The 18,320-nt window shown below is 45.9% G+C and carries 16 protein-coding genes; 13 read left to right on the forward strand and 3 right to left on the reverse strand.

Annotated features, from left to right (window positions below):
- Positions 1–467 precede the first annotated feature (467 nt).
- The 7 genes from MWG26_RS01315 to MWG26_RS01345 all read left to right on the forward strand — a co-directional run bounded on the left by MWG26_RS01315 (position 468) and on the right by MWG26_RS01345 (position 7,334).
- Entirely contained in the window at positions 468–2,354 is a 1,887-nt protein-coding gene (locus MWG26_RS01315; protein WP_025654180.1) for an AAA family ATPase, read from the forward strand.
- Between the two features lie 81 nt (positions 2,355–2,435).
- Positions 2,436–2,615, forward strand: coding sequence for a hypothetical protein (locus tag MWG26_RS01320; RefSeq protein ID WP_025654181.1), 180 nt, complete (start codon positions 2,436–2,438; stop codon positions 2,613–2,615).
- A gap of 65 nt (positions 2,616–2,680) precedes the next feature.
- A complete protein-coding gene (locus MWG26_RS01325; protein ID WP_025654182.1) occupies positions 2,681–3,991 on the forward strand; it encodes an amidohydrolase in 1,311 nt (436 codons plus the stop codon).
- A gap of 93 nt (positions 3,992–4,084) precedes the next feature.
- Complete coding sequence (gene amrA / locus MWG26_RS01330; RefSeq protein ID WP_025654183.1) at positions 4,085–5,470, forward strand: AmmeMemoRadiSam system protein A; 1,386 nt, start codon at positions 4,085–4,087, stop codon at positions 5,468–5,470.
- Entirely contained in the window at positions 5,463–6,290 is an 828-nt protein-coding gene (gene amrS / locus MWG26_RS01335) for an AmmeMemoRadiSam system radical SAM enzyme (RefSeq protein ID WP_025654184.1), read from the forward strand. The genes amrA and amrS overlap by 8 nt, the downstream gene beginning before the upstream one ends.
- A 1-nt stretch (position 6,291) precedes the next feature.
- Positions 6,292–6,756, forward strand: a complete 465-nt coding sequence (locus MWG26_RS01340) for a YaiI/YqxD family protein (RefSeq protein ID WP_025654185.1) — start codon at positions 6,292–6,294, stop codon at positions 6,754–6,756.
- Positions 6,753–7,334, forward strand: coding sequence for a cyclase family protein (locus tag MWG26_RS01345; RefSeq protein ID WP_025654186.1), 582 nt, complete (start codon positions 6,753–6,755; stop codon positions 7,332–7,334). The genes MWG26_RS01340 and MWG26_RS01345 overlap by 4 nt, the downstream gene beginning before the upstream one ends.
- An 80-nt stretch (positions 7,335–7,414) precedes the next feature.
- Here MWG26_RS01345 and yaaA read toward each other — a convergent pair whose 3' ends face one another.
- Positions 7,415–8,194: a peroxide stress protein YaaA gene (yaaA, locus tag MWG26_RS01350; protein WP_044926151.1), complete on the reverse strand. Its 780-nt coding sequence runs from the start codon at positions 8,192–8,194 to the stop codon at positions 7,415–7,417.
- Positions 8,195–8,632: 438 nt separating this feature from the next.
- Here yaaA and MWG26_RS01355 point away from each other — a divergent pair, with 438 nt between their 5' ends.
- Together MWG26_RS01355 and MWG26_RS01360 are read left to right on the forward strand one after the other, a co-directional pair.
- Positions 8,633–10,606: a sensor histidine kinase gene (locus MWG26_RS01355; RefSeq protein WP_173005566.1), complete on the forward strand. Its 1,974-nt coding sequence runs from the start codon at positions 8,633–8,635 to the stop codon at positions 10,604–10,606.
- Positions 10,581–11,327 (forward strand): response regulator transcription factor, encoded by a 747-nt coding sequence (locus MWG26_RS01360; RefSeq protein WP_117441189.1) that lies wholly within the window; start codon positions 10,581–10,583, stop codon positions 11,325–11,327. The genes MWG26_RS01355 and MWG26_RS01360 overlap by 26 nt, the downstream gene beginning before the upstream one ends.
- A 134-nt stretch (positions 11,328–11,461) precedes the next feature.
- Here MWG26_RS01360 and MWG26_RS01365 read toward each other — a convergent pair whose 3' ends face one another.
- Entirely contained in the window at positions 11,462–12,568 is a 1,107-nt protein-coding gene (locus MWG26_RS01365; RefSeq protein WP_025654226.1) for a HigA family addiction module antitoxin, read from the reverse strand.
- Entirely contained in the window at positions 12,561–12,803 is a 243-nt protein-coding gene (locus MWG26_RS23120) for a hypothetical protein (RefSeq protein WP_416388517.1), read from the reverse strand. Before MWG26_RS23120 ends, MWG26_RS01365 begins: the two co-directional genes overlap by 8 nt.
- A gap of 435 nt (positions 12,804–13,238) precedes the next feature.
- On the opposite strand from MWG26_RS23120, the gene MWG26_RS01375 reads away from it, so the two are divergent.
- The 4 genes from MWG26_RS01375 to MWG26_RS01390 all read left to right on the forward strand — a co-directional run bounded on the left by MWG26_RS01375 (position 13,239) and on the right by MWG26_RS01390 (position 18,314).
- Entirely contained in the window at positions 13,239–14,555 is a 1,317-nt protein-coding gene (locus tag MWG26_RS01375) for an ABC transporter substrate-binding protein (RefSeq protein WP_025654228.1), read from the forward strand.
- Between the two features lie 88 nt (positions 14,556–14,643).
- Positions 14,644–15,588, forward strand: coding sequence for a carbohydrate ABC transporter permease (locus MWG26_RS01380; protein ID WP_025654229.1), 945 nt, complete (start codon positions 14,644–14,646; stop codon positions 15,586–15,588).
- Positions 15,588–16,418, forward strand: a complete 831-nt coding sequence (locus MWG26_RS01385) for a carbohydrate ABC transporter permease (protein WP_025654230.1) — start codon at positions 15,588–15,590, stop codon at positions 16,416–16,418. The genes MWG26_RS01380 and MWG26_RS01385 overlap by 1 nt, the downstream gene beginning before the upstream one ends.
- A 6-nt stretch (positions 16,419–16,424) precedes the next feature.
- The gene (locus MWG26_RS01390; protein WP_025654231.1) at positions 16,425–18,314 is read left to right on the forward strand and encodes a glycoside hydrolase family 127 protein; all 1,890 of its coding nucleotides are present in this window, start codon (positions 16,425–16,427) and stop codon (positions 18,312–18,314) included.
- Positions 18,315–18,320 lie beyond the last annotated feature (6 nt).

Here is an 18,320-nt window from a genome sequence, read left to right on the forward strand (position 1 = left end):
TTTATTATACAACAATCACAGGGAAATAGCAACGTATTATTCCTAGAAGTCAACCAAAAGCCACAAAAATATGCGGGAGAATCCACAACAAACAACAATGGGGGCGCAAAATGAAGGGATAGCCGAAAGCCTGCCAAATGCACATATGCCGCTCTTCACAGCGGCATATGTGCATTTGGCAGGCTTTCGGCTATCCCTTCATTTTGCTGGGGGCATCAAATCGGTAGTTAGGGGCGCTTGTTGGGATGGTTCTGTAAACGGGGCGGCGTATTGATTCGGCTGGTGGGACGGGATAGGCTCGGTACGTAGAACAGGCAAGATTTCAGGTACTTGGATTTATGGAAGGAGATGTGTTAAAATAGAAGCATATAAAGATAGAACGATTTAGTATAATAACTTGAGGATATACATAGAGTTTCCGAGAGTGCTCACGAGGGGGTTTTATAGGTGGAAGGGAGGTGGCTGAAGTGCGGATAACCAGTCTGCGGATCAGAAATTTTAAATCCATCCGCAACATGTACATCGAGGATATTGACAATGCCCTGATTCTGGTGGGGCAGAATAATACCGGGAAGACAGCCGTGCTGGATGCTGTCCGCGCGGTGGGAGGCTCCTACCGGATCCAGCCGGAAGATTTTCAGGAAAACAACTCGAATATCGAAGTGTTCGTCTCTCTGGAATTTCTGGAAGAGGATCTGATCCGCCTGCAGAAAAATGGAGTGGTCAGCCAGTACAGGCGTTTCGGGGCATGGGAGGCGGATTTTAGGAGGAAGCTGCCGTCCTTCGATGATAAGGGCATTCTGACCTTTGAGTTTGTGGCCAATAAAGACGGGCGTATCCGCTGCAGTGACGGCGTAAAAAAGAACAATCCATATATACAGGAAGTATTTCCACAGATATATTATATGGACACACAGAGAGACTTAAATCAGCTTCAAGGGGACCTGCTGATGCTGCAGGAGGATGCGCTTCTGAAAAGAATGCGGTCGGGCTGCTGCATTTTTGACCAGGCAAAGCTCTGCAGCCACTGCTTTGCGTGCATCGGTCTGATCAACCAGAAAAAACCGGAAGAGCTGGACGCTTTTGAGGCTGCAAAGCTGCTGGATTACAAACTTTATCAGCTGAATCTGAATGATTTCGCGGGGAAGGTGAATGAGAACTTCCGGAAAAACGGCGGGCAGGATGAGATCATCTATTCTATGAACAGGGACGTTGAAAGGATGCTTCTGGTGACCGCAGAGATCCGGGGCAGGGAGAAGAGAGCGAACCGGCCGGTATCACAGATGGGGAAGGGCATGCGCAGCGTCTATATGCTGTCTCTTCTGGAAACTTATGCGGAAGGGCCGGACAGGGTCCCCAGCATCGTGATGGTGGAGGAGCCGGAGATTTTCCTGCATCCGAAGCTGCAGAAGGTATCGGGTGAGATCCTGTACAGACTGTCCCGGAAAAATCAGGTGATGTTCTCCACCCACTCCCCGAATCTGCTTCCGAACTTCAGCAGCAGGCAGATTCGGCAGATTGTGCTGGGGGAAGACGGTTGTTCAGCAATCCGGGAGAAGACCGATATCAGCAGAATTCTGGACGATCTGGGCTATACGGCCAATGACCTGATGAATGTGAACTTTGTATTCATCGTAGAGGGCAAACAGGACAAAAGCCGGCTGCCCCTGCTGATTAAAAAATATTATTCAGAGACATACGACGAGGAAGGAAATCTCTCCAGAATCGCCATTATCACAACGAATAGCTGCACGAACATCAAGACCTATGCGAACCTGAAGTATATGAACCAAATCTATCTGAAAGATCAGTTTCTGATGATCAGGGACGGGGACGGACAGGATCCGGAAAAGCTGAAATGGCAGCTCTGCCGTTATTATGAAGAGAGAAATACGGAGGACGCGGATAAGCTCCCCCGGGTTACCCCACGGAATGTACTGATTCTGCATTACTATTCATTTGAAAATTATTTTCTGAATCCAAAGGTCATGGCAAAACTTGGCGTCATAGAATCAGAGGAGGCATTCTATGAGATTTTTCTGGAAAAATGGAAAGAATATCTCTACAGAATCCGGAGCGGGAGGAAACTCACGGAAGTACTGGGAAGAGAGATAACCGGCGTGGATGATGTGAAAAATCATATGGAAGAAATCCGAATATACATGCGGGGCCACAATCTGTATGATATTTTTTACGGAAGATACCGGGAGCAGGAACAGGAGCTGCTGACCAGATATATCGAGCTGGCCCCAAGGGAGGACTTCCAGGATATCATGGACGCCATTGATCGGTTTATCTATTTTGAGAGCAAAAAGAAAAATTTACAGGGCCTTGTGGGGGCGGACAGTGTTTGAAACAATAACAAAAAATCACGTTAAGTCCCTGTAGCAGCTCGGATAGACTTAAAGGGAAACGTACAACAGAAGGAGGAAACAATGCTGAAATGTTTTTATATCGTAGAGAAAATTGACGGAGATTATGCAATGCTTAGAAGAACTGACGAGACAGACCCGGCTGCGGAGCCAAAGATGGTTGCGCGGGCGCTTCTTCCGCCGGAGATTCGGGAAGGGAGCCGGCTGCTGTACGAATATCTGCAGTACAGCATTGTGGAGTAAATAACCCGCAAACTGGGACAACATCTTGCAGCAAGCAATTTTAAGACACACTCAAGGGAGACAGAATGAAAAGCACAGAAGCATGGGAAGTATGGTTTGATCAGAATAAAGAGGAAATGATACAGACAGCGGATGATATTTTCCGCCATCCGGAACTGTCCGGGCAGGAGATCTATTCCTCCGGGCGGCTGGCCGCTTTTCTGGAAAAACAGGGATTTTCCATTCAGTGGAAGATCGCAGGATTCGAAACTGCTTTTATAGCACAGTGGGGCAGCAGTAAGCCGGTCATCGGATATCTGGCGGAGTACGATGCACTGCCGGGGCTTGGACAGGAACCGGTCTGGGAGTGCCGCACCGACGGCGGTCCGGGGCATGGATGCGGACATAATCTTCTGGGAACGGCCTGCGCAGCAGCAGCCTGTGCACTGAAGGCACAGATGGAAGCTGCGGGCGTGGAGGGGACGATTCGGGTATACGGCTGTCCTGCCGAAGAGATTGTCATCGGGAAAATCAAAATGAATGAGGCGGGTGTCTTTGACGATCTGTCCGCTGCTGTCACATGGCACCCTTTTGACAGAAACCGGGTAAGCTACGATATCTGGCAGGCCCAGGACGTGAAGAACTATGCGTTTTACGGTACGGCAGCCCATGCTGCCAAACACCCCGAACTGGGGCGCTCTGCCCTGGATGCCGCGGAGCTGATGAATGTGGGGGTCAATTATTTGAGGGAGCATGTGGCGGAGGATGTGCGGATGCATTATACCTACACAAATACTGACGGCCCGGCAAATATTGTGCCTGACTATGCCTCCACCAATTATTTTATCCGTTCCGGCCGCAGGGACCGGACGGAGGATGCTTCCCGCAGGGTGGATGACTGCGCACGCGGGGCGGCTCTGATGACGGGGACGAGAGTCGAGATTGAGCTTGTGACCTCCAACAGAGAGATGAAGGTGAACCGGGCGCTGGCAGAACTGTTTTACGAGGCTATGGAACAGATTCCCCTTCCGGAGCATACGGAGGAAGAGCTGGAGTTTGCCCGTAAGATAAGCGAAGCGGCAGGATTTCAAAATAACGGCGTTTATTTTACGGGGCTGGAGCCGCTGGAGGAGGAACCGGTACTTCTGAACATCGGAACTGACGTATCGGATGTGAGCCACACAGTGCCCACGGTGATGCTCAGTGCGGCGGTGATGTGTAAAGGTACGCCGCTTCATCATTGGACCACAACGGCCCAGGCAGGGATGAGTATCGGGCAGAAAGGGATGCTGTACGTGGCAGAGTGCATGGCGCTTGGCGGCTGGATGCTGATGAGAGAGCCCGTGCGGCTGGAACAGGTATGGCGGGATTTTAGGGATGATAAGGCCGGGAAATAATAGGGATATAGAATCGGAAAAAGAGAAAGCAGATAAATTGAAACAGTTCAGACCTGCCTGAATTGTCACGACAAATCAGAAGGAGGGAAGGCTATGGGAATTATGGCGGCATTTATGGTTCCCCATCCACCGCTGATCGTACCGGATATCGGCAGAGGTGAGGAGCATAGGATTCAAAGTACGGTGGATGCATATGGGAAGGTCGCGCGGCGGATCGGGGAGCTGCAGCCTGAGACGATCGTATTGATCTCACCCCATCAGGTCATGTATGCGGATTACTTTCATATTTCACCCGGAAAGGGGGCCAAAGGGGACTTTGGCCAGTTTGGGGCAGGCCAGGTGAAGCTGGAAGCTGCATATGATACAGAGTTCATAGACTATCTGGGCAGTCTGGCTAAGGCTTGGAAACTGCCGGCAGGAACCTTGGGAGAACGGGATAAGCGCCTGGATCATGGAACTATGGTGCCCCTGTATTTTGTGAACCAGTACTGGACAGGATACAAATTGGTAAGAATAGGGCTTTCGGGATTTCCGCTGATCAGACATTATGAACTGGGACAGTATATCGGCGAAACCATAGAACACCTGGACAAAAAGACGGTGCTGATTGCCAGCGGAGATCTGTCACACCGGCTGAAGGAGGACGGCCCTTATGGGTATCAAAAGGAAGGTCCGGAGTACGATACCCGGATCATGGATGTGATGGGCAGAGGCGCATTTGAGGAACTGCTGGATTTTTCCCAAGACTTTTGTGAAAATGCGGGAGAATGCGGACACCGGGCATTTACAATTATGGCTGGTGCTTTGGATGGAATGGCGGTCGTGGCAGAGCGGCTTTCTTACGAGGGGCCTTTCGGCGTCGGCTACGGTGTGTGCGCTTATGTGCCCTGCGGGCAGGATTCTGAGCGGAAGTTTAAAGCAAAGTTTGAGGCAGAGGAAAAGGCCAGGATTTTGGAACAGCGGGGTCAGGAAGATGCCTATGTGCAGCTCGCGAGGCAGACGATAGAGGAACATGTGCGCACAGGCAGAAAGATACAGGTGCCAAAAGGGCTGCCCTGGGAACTGTACAGCCAGAGGGCCGGCGCTTTTGTTTCTATTAAGGAAGACGGGCAGCTGCGGGGGTGTATTGGGACCATTCAGGCAGTACGCGGCTCACTTGCGGAGGAAATCATAGACAATGCAATCAGTGCTTCCTCCAGGGATCCCAGATTTCCTGCGGTGGAGCCGGAAGAACTGGACAGGCTCGTAATCAGCGTGGACGTAATGGGAGAGACAGAGCCGGTGGATTCACCGGATGAACTGGATGTAAAACGGTATGGGGTCATCGTCTCAAAAGGGCATAAGCGGGGGCTTCTGCTTCCGAATCTGGAAGGCGTGGAGACGGTGGAGGAGCAGATTGATATCGCAAAGAGAAAGGCCGGCATCAGCAGAGACGAAGAAGTACGCCTGGAGCGGTTTGAGGTGGTACGGCATGAATAAAGTCTGTCAGGTATGTATGCACCATTGCAGTCTGAGGCCCGGGCAGACCGGAATCTGCGGGGCCAGAAGGAATGAAAATGGGACGGTCATATGCGGGAACTACGGGCTGGTGACCTCCATGGCCCTGGATCCAATCGAGAAAAAGCCGCTGAAAATGTTCCGCCCGGGGAGCAGGATTTTATCGGTGGGCAGCTATGGATGCAACCTGCGGTGCCCTTTCTGCCAAAATTACGAGATATCCATGGCGGATGAGGCGGCTGGGGGTACACTGTATATCTCCCCAAAGGATCTTGCCTATAAAGCGTTGGAGTATAAAGATGCTGGCAATATCGGCGTGGCGTTCACCTACAATGAGCCGCTGGTCGGCTGGGAGTATGTGCGGGATACGGCAAGGCTTGTGAGAGAAGCGGGGATGGTGAACGTTCTTGTCACCAATGGTTCGGTAACCCAGGAAGTGCTGGAAGAGCTGCTGCCGTTTACGGATGCCATGAATATTGACCTGAAGGGGTTTCGTGCGGACTCTTACAGGAAGCTGGGAGGCGATCTGGAGACGGTGAAGGCGTTTATCCGGCGTGCGGCAGAATCCTGCCATGTAGAGATCACAACGCTGATTGTGCCGGAAGAAAATGACAGCTTGGAGGAAATGGAAGAGGAAGCGCAGTGGATCGCATCTTTAGGCGGGGAGATTCCTCTGCATGTAACCCGTTTCTTTCCACGATATCACATGGAAGACAGAGGGCCCACGGATATAGGGCGGGTGTACCTTCTTGCAGAAACGGCGCGTAAGTATCTGAAAAATGTATTCGTGGGGAATTGTTAATATGAAGATTATAGTAGATGCAGATGCCTGCCCGGTGATCGGGATCGTGGAAGCCGAAGCACGGCAGAATAAGATTCCGGTCACTTTGGTCTGTGACACGGCGCACCTGTTCCATTCAGACTACAGCCAGGTTGTAACGGTGGAAAAAGGCGCGGATTCCGCTGATTTTAAAATTGTTACTATGGCGGAAAAAGGAGATATTGTCGTGACGCAGGATTACGGTGTGGCCTCCATGTGCCTCGGAAAAGGCGTATTTCCGATCCATCAGAGCGGAAAATGGTATACAGCGGAGAATATCGATCAGATGATGTTTGAACGGCATATAGCCAAAGAGGTCAGGAGAAAGACCAGGAAAAATCATCTCAAAGGGCCTAAAAAGCGGACGCAGGAGGATGATGACCGCTTCCGTGAGTCCCTCAAACGGCTGATTTTGGAAGAAAAGGGAGAGGCAGGAGAAACAGAATGAAGTTCTATGATATTTCGAGAGAATTATTCGGCTCTGCCGTATATCCCGGAGACCCGGCGCCTGAATGTGAGCGTCTGATGCAGGTGAGAAACGGAGATGGGTGCAATCTCACATACCTGAAAATGTGTACACACAACGGAACCCATATGGATGCCCCCAGGCATTTTCTGGATGAGGGCAGGGCGGTTGATGAGCTGCCGCTGAAGCAGGTTATGGGGCCGTGCAGTGTGGTAGAATTTGACGGCATACTGGACGCAGAGCAGGCTTGCAGGATCATAGCAGGGAAAGAGAAAAAGGTATTATGGAAAGGCCGTGTTGTCTTCACGGAGGATGCAGCCAGAGTATTTGCGCAGGCGGGCATGGAGCTGACAGGTGTAGAAAGCCTGACCGTGGGCCCGGAAGATTCGCCGGCCGGAGTGCATAAAACCCTGCTGGGTGCAGGAATGGCCATACTGGAAGGCCTGTATCTGTCAGACGTGGAGTGCGGCGAATACTTTCTGTGCGCCCAGCCGTTAAAGCTGGGGGGATGCGACGGAGCCCCGTGCCGGGCCGTGCTGATAGAAGGCAGTGACTTATGAGTTATGAAAAATGCAAATACAAACAAAAGGGGTCAGACCCCTTTGCAAAGTGGCGGCAAAGAATATGAAAAAGGTTCAGATCATCGGCCTGGCGGCATCGGATTCTTCAGGAAAACATACTCCGTCTCCGAGGAGAATTCCGGATGAAAACGATAATTCAAACGATCAAATCCGCGTATCTCGGTGATATCTTCGATGTACCGTTCAGACATCCAGCGGACCATCTCCCCGCGCGCCATTTTCGCCTGAGTTCCCTTCATCTTTACTTTCCCGTTTATATTTTCACCAAAAATGCAGGTTACCTGAGAATGCGGTGTTCTGACGTATGGCAGAATTGTTTTACTATATTCGGCAGAAGCCAGATTGAGGATCTGAACAGCATCAGATTCCCCGTCTTTCCCGGTCAATAAGTCATACATCCTGCGGCCCCAGAACCGATAAAGATCCCGTGCCTCCTCTGTTTCCAATTTAGCCTGCATCTCAAGGCGGTAAGGGATCACCCGGTCGGCAGGCTTCAGAATTCCATAGAACCCAGATAAAATATAAAGATGCTCAGAAACATAATCCCACTGCGAATCCGAAAAAACCTGTGGAGCCATATACTGATACTGGATTCCTTCGTAAGCAAGCAGTGCAGGGCTGGAAGCACGATTCGGAGAAAAAGAATGAAGACGTTCATAATTCTGTTTGGCAAGCCTGTCGCTGCAATGCCACAATGTCTGCAGTTCTTCCAGTGCCATCTCCTTCAAAAGAGTATGTAAATATCCGGTTTCCTCCAGAAAAACCGGATCCGTAAGCTTAAAACTAAATTCATCTATAAGATTCATTTTTTTAGCAGGTGAAATAATAATCTTCAACATTTTAATAACCTCGTAAAAGCTATATTCTCCTTCATTCATCCACGGTGCGGGTGGTTTGGAATGGTCGGAAGATATATAATTGACAGAATCCGTTATATATTGACTATAATATACTTAACAAGAGAGCCGAAAGCCAGCACACACCTGGCTGCCGGTAAGTATCAGCTCTAAAAGCAGCGCCTTAGTTTACCAGACCGAGGGCACTGCTTTTTGTGTTTAAAGATGTTAACAACAAGAGCTATTATCGCACAAATCATAATTACAAAAGTGAATAAATCGCTATATGTAACCATTGACATCAGCTCCTTTTACCTTCTCAAAAGGAGTTTAACATTTTAAAGTTAGAAACTCAATGCTAAAATATCGTTTTCCCCCAGACTCGCTTTTCAAAAAGTTTTCTGCTAAAATATGATTCAGAGATCCACAGGAGGTGAGGTCATGTTAAGCAAAGCCAAGGAGCTGTATCTCCGTTTAATCAAAGGCAAACTAGTCAACCAGATTATTTTCGTAATAGGAATCATCTGTTTCATACAGATCATCACAGTCTGTCTGATGTATTTATACATGTATCATTCCAGAGAAGAAGAAATTATATCAAATAATATGCAGATATTACATCAGGCAAATACAAATTACTTTTCCGGGATCGTGGATGATTTATCTGTTGCATCAAAAGAAATGTTTTATGATAAAATATTCTGGGAAAGCGGCGGCGAGGAATCGGTCAGCGAAGATAACCAGATATACAATATTCTTGCAAGTAAATATAATTCGGCAAGCGATATCGACAGTATTTATTTATATTCCAGTGCATCAAACAAATTTTATATAATGGACGAAGTTTCATTTAACCATATTCCTATTAAATCAACGGAGAATACGCTGTACATTTTAAACGGTCATGATCTGGAAGAGATGCCCTGGTATACTGCGGCGGAAACGAGTAATGCATTGGCGGTAACGGTGTCAAAAGAAATCCGGTACGAAAAGAAAGATATCATTTGCTTTTCCAGATATATACAGTATCCTTTAAAGAATGACGATTATTATTTTGTTATCTCCGTAAATATCAATAAGAGCAGGCTCGATACACTTTACAGACAGTTTAACAGCGAGGAGGAAGAGTTATTAATATTTGATAATGACCTTCAGTTAATCTATGACAGCGAAGAGCGGGAGGAGAAAGCGCTGAACAGCTTGAAGGATGCAGTCAGTATTCATGACGAATCCGGATATTGGTTCAGACAGAAGATCGATAATAAAAAATGCATTGTAATCGCGGATAAATCCCAAAATGAAGGCTGGACAATGGTAAAGATTGTGCCGGAAGTCCAGATTATGAAAGGGATTAAAACACAGTTTATCAGCAACTGCATACTTGTGCTTATGATATTCGGCCTGGGAATCCTGGTTTTATACTATATAATCAATCGTACTATGAAGCCGATAGAGAATCTTGCAGGTACCATGCGGCATTATAAGCAGGGGGAAAGCTACGAGGAGCCGCTGCTGGCAAAGAGAAGCGATGAAGTGGGAACCCTTTATTCCAGCTTTGAGAAAATGAATCTGAGAATCAATACCCTGATCGAATCGGAATATCAAAGCCAGATTCAGGAAAAGCAGGCCAAATTAGAGGCTCTGCAGGCGCAGTTAGACCCGCATTTTTTATATAATACTTTGCAGACGATCAGCGGAATTGCAATTGAGAATAATGTGCTGGAAATCGAGGAGATCAACAATGCACTAAGCGGGATTTTAAGATACAGTCTTAACAACAGCAAGAGCATTGTGAAGGTATCCGAAGAAGTCAGAATTGTCCGGGATTATATGGACATTCAAAAATACCGGTTTGGTGATAAGATCAGCCTGGAGATTAAACTCTCGGATAAGGCTCTGGATATGCTGGTTCCGGTGTTTACATTACAGCTTCCTGTAGAAAATGCCATCAAGCATGGGATGGAAAAAACTACAAAAGCAGTTCATATCTGTATTTATGATATCATAAAAGAAGATATATACCCAAGGGCATTTTGTAACGCAAGCCCTGCGGGCGGGTTCTCAGCAAAGCTGAAAAATAAGGTATCCCCAAGGGCACCCCGTATCTCATGCCCCTGCGGGGTGGATTTTCAGCTAAAGCTGAAAAATAAGGTGTGTGAATTTTACATTGAAGACAACGGCGATGGCGTCGAGGCTGAACGGTTAAAGGAAATTCAGAATATGCTGAATAGCAAAGGAGGGGCGCCAGCGAATGGATACAAGCAAAAAGGACTGGTGAACCTTAACGAACGTATCCGGCAGCAATTTGGCCCGGCATATGGGGTAAGTATCGAACAGCGGGACGGAGGCGGTATTCGAGTGAAGATTACGGTGCCAGGAGGGAAGGCAGATGCTGAGAGTAGTAATTGCAGATGATGAACGGATTATCCGTCGGACTATACGCCTGATTGGTAATTGGGAAGAAAACAATATGGAGATTGTCGGAGAGGCACAGAATGGGATAGAGGCTGTTGAGTTAATTAAGGCGAAGAACCCGGATGTGATCCTGCTGGATATGAAAATGCCCGGCTGCTCCGGAGACCAGGTTCTGAAGTTTATAGCGGAGGAAAAGATGAATCCTTCGGTTATCGTCATCAGCGGGTATGATGACTTTCAATATGCCAGAATCGCTTTAAAATATGGCGCGGTAGATTATATATTAAAACCAATTAACCGGAATGAACTGAACCAGGCGCTGAAAAAAATTTGTGAGCAGCACGCAGACGAGAGCCGTGGAGCAGGTATTGAGTGCAGGAAAGATATTATGGGGCAGATAAGGGAACGAATCGATGCGGAATATGCCCGGGATATTTCACTGAGCAGCCTGGCTCAGGAGTACTACATGAATAAGGATGTATTGTCCAGGCTTTTTAAGAAAAAATATGGAGTAAATATCACCAGTTACATAAACGAGGTAAGGCTTGCACAGGCAAAGGCATATCTGGCGGCAGGCTATAACATTGCAGAAGCAGCAGAGCTTGTTGGATATCACGATTGCAGCTATTTCAGCCGGGTATTTAAAAAATATTGCGGGATATCTCCAAAGCAGTTTATTCTTGAAGGGGATAAGGCTCCTGTAACTATGGATGACGGGTAGGTAATATGTTACGGCTTGGCGGAAGTTCAAACTTTGTGTATTCTTCCTCTGCCTTCTAACCTTTTATACACATCACAGGACCTGGTATAATACCAAGTCCTGTACTATTGATTTTGCATAATATCTCTGTATATTTATCCAATCACGTACTTAATTTTCAAACTATTCAGTGTTGTCTGATAAGTCAAAAAATTATCCTGCTGCAATCGTCCGACAACAATACCTGGCAAAATATTTATATTAGAAGCGAATTCCTTTATCTTTTCAGCAGTAAAACCGCTTTGATTTATTCTCACAAATTCATCATAAGCCGTTTTCGGAATTAATGTATTTTGTGAAAAGGTATCTGCTTCTACTTCAAGCCGCTGGATCAAATCATCTGTTTTAAGTCCTGCTTTGTTCTTTTCACTTACTAAAAGAACTTTGATTCTCTGCTGCAATACATGGCCTAATTCATGGAATAAGGCAAACCAAAATGTATCTGCATATTTTCTTCTATCATTTAATGCTAAAATAACCTTATCTTTGCCAAGCCACTTTACAGCGCCATTCACGCCACAGTTCTTTAGATTTGGAAGTAATACAAGAGCCACACCATAACTTGCCAGTAACTCTTTAAGCCTAGGATAAAATACTTTCGGATTCTGCACTGTCATGTTACGGATTTCCGGAATTGCCTCGATAAGTTTTTTCTTATCAAAGGGTTCTACATCGATCTGTGTTCCAATATTGATTGCCGTCTGTACCCATGCGTTTGCATTAATTATATTTACGTCTGTCACTTCGGAAACACTTGTTCGGTACTGAACAAGAAAATCACTTTGTCTAAGTACGATAAGCGAAGAAACTTTAAAATATCTTTGAAGCTCCTGTACCTTTTCTGTTGTAATACGTGTTGCTTTCACTAAGCCCAAGTCAACCCAGTATTTATAATCAATTTTTCTTACGAGTTCGCATTCTTCAGCTATTCTTTTTCGTATTTCAATTTCTAATTTTTTTTCGATGTACTTTTGGTTTAAATTCAACCACATTTTCGTTGACGTTCCAAATACAATAGAAAGTCTTAACACCATCTCATCGGTCAAATTAATTCTGCCATTTACCAAATCACTTATATATTTAGGCGTAGTCTGGAGACGCTTTGCCAATTCTTCCTGCGTATTGCCCTGCTCGTCAATATAATTCTTCACATAATAGCCAGGGTGGAATGCAATCAACTCTTGGTATTCAATTTTATTCATAGTGATTAGACACCTCCCACGCAATAATTACCTCTGTTGATTTATAAACAACATTAATATCTTTTTCTTTCCACTCATTTCCGTTGGCATCTAGTGGAATAATAACTAAGCGATATCCAGCTCTTCTTCCAGCAATATCCAATGCATATTGCTCCGTTCTCTTTCCTTGAAGAGGATGTAAATGATATATCTGCATTTCAGCAATATCCTGAAGATTATCTGCACTTTCAATCAAGTTGATAAGTGCATGAAGCTTTTCTGCAACAACTGCAGGTAATTCTTTCTTAGCTTTTTTAAAATCTGTACAAATTTTTTCGACTTTTTTATCGTGATACTGAATTTCTATATCAGAACCCCTCCAATTTAATAATAAAATTACCGAAAAAGTAATTTTTATTTATAATACCATAATATATATATATATTCAAGCGGTTTCTTTCATCTCGAATACTTTATTATTTTTTAATATAATATGCACAGTTTACTTTGGCGTTTAGCCTATTAAATTTTATATACAAGCAGTTTGTTGTCGTTTTTCCTACGGCTTTTTATAATTTTTAACATTGTCAGTTTTGTCCTAAAAACAGTCGATATTGTCTATGTATTTCATAAGGAGTTAAATATATGATAATAATAACAAAACAAAGCGAAACCAAAAGGAGGAGGACAAATGAGGAAAAAGAAATTATTATCATTGGGGATTGCACTGGTGATGATCGCGGGGCTGGCCGCAGGTGGATGCTCCCAAAAGGGAAGCGGCAGTACATCAGACAGCAGCGGCGCCAAGGAACAGGAATCAAGTGAACCGGTAGAGCTTGAATTTTTATTCGGGGATCCGAACAGGACGGAGATATTCAGCCGTATTGTTGAAGATTTCAATAACAGCCAGGATGGGGTTCACGTTACATTCAATGCAACCGGCACAAATCATCTCGAGGAGTTGATGACCCGGCTGGCGGCCGACGATGCGCCGGATTTGACAAGCCAGCTGCAGGGATTTGAACTTGCCAGTTATGTAGACGCAGGATATATCAAAGATATCAAGAATGAGCCCTTCATGAAATACATCCGGGACACAGAACTGGATACAGTCACGATTGAGGACGGGGTATATGGAATCCCGATGGATACGCAGGCATGGGGCGTTTTCTACAATAAGGAGTTATTTGAAAAAGCAGGGATTTCAGACGTTCCGGTGACAGTTTCGGAATTAAAAGACTGCGTAGAGAAGTTAAAAGCGTCCGGGATCACTCCTTTTGCCGCGGGCTATGCAACAGAATGGACCATTGGCCAGTTCCTGGGATATGGGGCATCTTCCATCCTGACGCCGGCTGCGGTAGAGTTAGGGGATGATTATAAGAAAGGAAACTGGACCTTTGACCAGCCCGGTATCGATCAGGCGTTTGACGTATTGGATCTGGTAGCAGACAATACGCAGGACAGGCCGTTTGATACGGATGTGTCGGGACAATACGCCGCATTTGCGAAAGGGGATGCAGCCATGATGCTGCAGGGTAACTGGTCGATTCTTCAGATCAGGGAACTGAATCCGGATATCAAAATGGGGATGTTCCCACTTCCGATTTCCGAGGACAAAGAAGCCCTGTTATTCCCGAAACAGTACGGATTTGTAATCAATGTATTAGCGGCATCCGAGGAGGATCCGGCAAAAGCTGAAGCGATCAATCAGTTTATGGAATATTTCCTGAACCCGGAAAACGGCGGCGGTTACTATTATGATGAAATCGGTGTTCCAACAGCAAATGCAGTAGCGGAGCCTGAATTAGATGAAGCATCCGAGATTCTGCAGACATATCTGCAGGATGAGAAAACGGTCTTTACTTATTATGCATATGAGCCCGCCGGATTTGATGCGGAATCATGGAAAGTTACTGTACAGTACCTGAATTCCGGTACAAAAGACCATAAGAAATTAATTGAGGATTTTGACAATGCATTTAACAAGTATGCGGATGCATTAGAATAGTTAATGCTTCAGAGGCTGCAAAATTGGGCTTACGGAAACCGTACAATTTTGCAGCCTTTTGATAACGAACAGAGGAGACGTGCAAGACATGAGAAGCAGAAAGAGGAAAAAAAGAGAGGTATACCCAAGGGCATCCCGTAATTCATGCCCCTGCGGGGCGGATTTTCAGCTAAAGCTGAAAAAAGAGGTATTAGATTTTATCAGATTTGTTTTTCCTATGTTAATACTATATGTACTTTTTTTTATACTTCCGTTATTTCAGACCATTGGTTATTCTTTTACGAACTATAACGGAATTAATCCAAACAAAGAGTTTACGGGATTATCGAATTATGTGGATATATTGAAAGACGAACTTTTTTATAATGCCATGGGTTTTACTGTAAAATCGGCTGTCCTGCTGATTGTCCTGGCCAATATCGCAGGTTTTCTGTTCGCCCTGGCGTTGAATCGAAAGATCAAAAGCAGGAATGTTCTGAGGGCTATCATTTTCTGCCCTTTTATTTTTAATAATGTAACGGTCGGTTTTATCTGGCAGTTTTTATTAGGCAGATTTATGACGGATTTATATCCGCTGACCGGCTGGGGAATATTTAATACGGGATGGCTGTCAGATGAAAGGCTTGTATTGTACTCGGCTGCAGCCGTTAAGTTGTGGCAGTGTATTGGATATTTTATGGTCATTTATCTGGCCGGGCTGCAGCTCCTTCCGCAGGATCCGGTAGAGGCTGCGGTGATTGACGGGTGCAGCGGCGCTAAGATGATCCGGTACATTACGCTTCCTTTAATGAAGCCGACGATTTTTGTCTGCTTATTCTTGTCTGTCACGGAGAGCCTGAATATGTTCCCGTTGCTTATGAGCCTGACAAACGGCGGGCCGGGACATGCATCGGAGAATATTGCCTTATACATATACAACGAGGCGTTCAAGAGCCACCGGATGGGATACGCTTCTGCATTAGCGGTTGTATTGACGATCGTAATGGCGGTCATTGCCGGCCTGCAGATGAGACTGACAAAGGAGGAAGACTGATGGCAGAAAAAAAACGTACGAATAGGATTATTGCAGTGATTCTCTGGTTGATCTGCGCAGCGATGTTTCTTCCCATGGTTTTTGTAATCATGAATTCTTTTAAAACATTCGGGCAGGTGGTCATGGAGCCGCTTGCTTTGCCGGAAGCCTGGAACCTGGATAACTTTAAAGAGGTTATGAACACCGGCCATTACGCAAAAATATTTGGAAATACGATCTATTTCGCGGTGTTAAGCGGGGTTATTGTTATAGGGCTTGGAGCAATGGCAGGATATAAGCTTGCGAGGATGAACAATAAAATCGGACACATTACGTCGGTAGTATTTATGATCGCCATGATGCTTCCATTTCCGGTCATTATGATTCCTCTGGCCGTGACAGCTTCGGATCTTCATATTACCAATAACCTGACGCTGATCTCGGTACTGAATGCCGGTTTTTCCTGTTCGCTGGCGGTGATTATGTACACACAGGCCGTAAAATCCATACCGAGAGAGCTGGATGAGTGTGCCTATATGGATGGCTGCAGTGGATATCGTTTCTTCTTCCAGATCATCTTCCCGCTGCTAAAACCGATCAACGGAACCGTGGCAGTGCTCTATTTTATCCGATATTGGAATGATTTGATGCTGCCTATGATTTTGATTTCGAAGAAAGAATTATATACGATTCCACTGTCACAGTTAGCATTTTATAACCAGTTTACTCAAAATAGATGGAATCTTCTGCTGGCCTCCGGGCTGATGGCGATTATACCGGTTGTCATCATATATTTATTTGCACAGAAAACGATTATAAACGGCATAGCAGCAGGGGCTGTGAAAGGATAGGGGCGTATGTATAAAGAGACAAATATAAAAGATGTTACGATTACAGGCGGCTTACTGCATGAAAAAAGAATGCTGGCTGCCGGTAAAACCATCCCGTATATTAGAAAAGCACTGAACGATGAGATAGAGGGGATAGAACCAAGCGGGGCATTTGAAAACTTCAGAATTGCGGCCGGTGAGTCTGACCGGGATTTCTACGGGCTTGTATCCCAGGACAGCGATGTCTATAAATGGATGGAGGCGGCCGCACTGGCTCTTCAATATGAAAATCAGGAGACGCTGGCTGCTTTTAATGAGGCCGCGGATCTTTTAAAGAGAGCGCAGCAAAAAAACGGATATTTAAATACATACTATATTATTCATGGTTTGAAGGACAAATGGCATTATCTGAAAGAGTCCTGCCAGTTATACTGTGCAGGCCATTTAATCGAAGCGGCGGTATCGGCGCATCAAGTGCTGGGACGGACGGATTTACTGGTCATTGCAGAAGCGTATGCGGATTATATTGATCACTGTTTTGGACCGGAGGCCGGAAAAATCAGGGGATATGACGGACATGCCGAAATTGAGCCTGCACTTTACCGGCTGTATGAGGATACGGGAATTGACAGATATAAGAGACTGGCGGATTTTTTTGTTGAGGAGCGCGGCAGGAAACCATACTTTTTTTCGGAAGAACCGCGGAATACGAACGTGGGGAAGAACCTGGTATATGAGCTGGATGAGAGCGATTACAGACATTCTCAGTCACATTTGCCGATACGTGAACAAAATGAGGCGGTCGGACATGCTGTAAAGGCTATGTATTTTTATACTGCTGCGGCAGATAAGGCAAGGCTGAATCACGATATGGATTTGTTTCAGCATGTAAAGAAGCTGTGGCGGAATGTGACAGAAGAAAAGATGTATTTGACAGGGGCTATTGGGTCATCTGCGTATGGGGAAAGCTTTACATATCCATATGACCTGCCCTCTGATTTGATGTATGGGGAGACCTGTGCATCGATCGGGTTGTTTCTGCTGTCCTATCATTTGCTGCTGATAGAGAATGACTCCCAATACGGTGATATTATGGAAAAAACTCTTTATAACGGCATCCTGGCAGGGATCTCGGAGAGCGGCACTGAGTTTTTCTATACAAATGCACTGGAAATCGATCCGGAAAGATGTGAGAAGAGGCAGGATTATTCGCATCTGAAATATGAGCGCCAGCCATGGTTTGACTGCCCCTGCTGTCCGCCGAACATTGCCAGGCTTTTAATGGGACTTAATAAATATATTTATACGGGTGATGAGCACAATTTTAATATCCATCTTTTCATAAACAGCGAGGCGGATATAAATGGCTGGACCGTAACACAAGATACCGTATACCCCAATCGGGGGGAGATCAGGATCCGGGTGAGAAAGGCGGACCGCACGCCCGGCGTTCTGAGAATCAGAGTGCCGTCCTGGTGTGAGAAGATACGGATTACAAAGAACCGGCAGGAAATACACCCGGTGATCAAAAGAGGATACGCTGAAATCGAGCAGGAATGCTGGCTGGAAGAGACTGAAATTCAGGTGGATATGGAAATTCTGCCCCGGAAAATATATGCGTCCCTGCAGGTACATTCTTTGATTGGAAAGGCGGCTGTGATGCGGGGGCCTGTGGTATATTGTGCCGAAGAAGCTGATAACGGGGACCTGAGCGGGCTGTTTTTTAAGAGGGAGGGAAACTTGTCGGGAGACGTGGATTTGATTTATGCGCAGGGATACCGGTGTACGAAAAAAGAGAACGGATTATATGGATGTGAGCCCCCTCAGTTTAAAGATACTGCCATTTGTCTGGTTCCTTATTACCGTTGGGGAAACAGGGGGAAGGGTCGAATGTGTGTATTTATAAAAGAAAGGTGATTTGAT

The sequence above is a fragment of the Faecalicatena contorta genome (genome assembly GCF_022835095.1).
GTDB lineage: Bacteria > Bacillota > Clostridia > Lachnospirales > Lachnospiraceae > Faecalicatena > Faecalicatena contorta.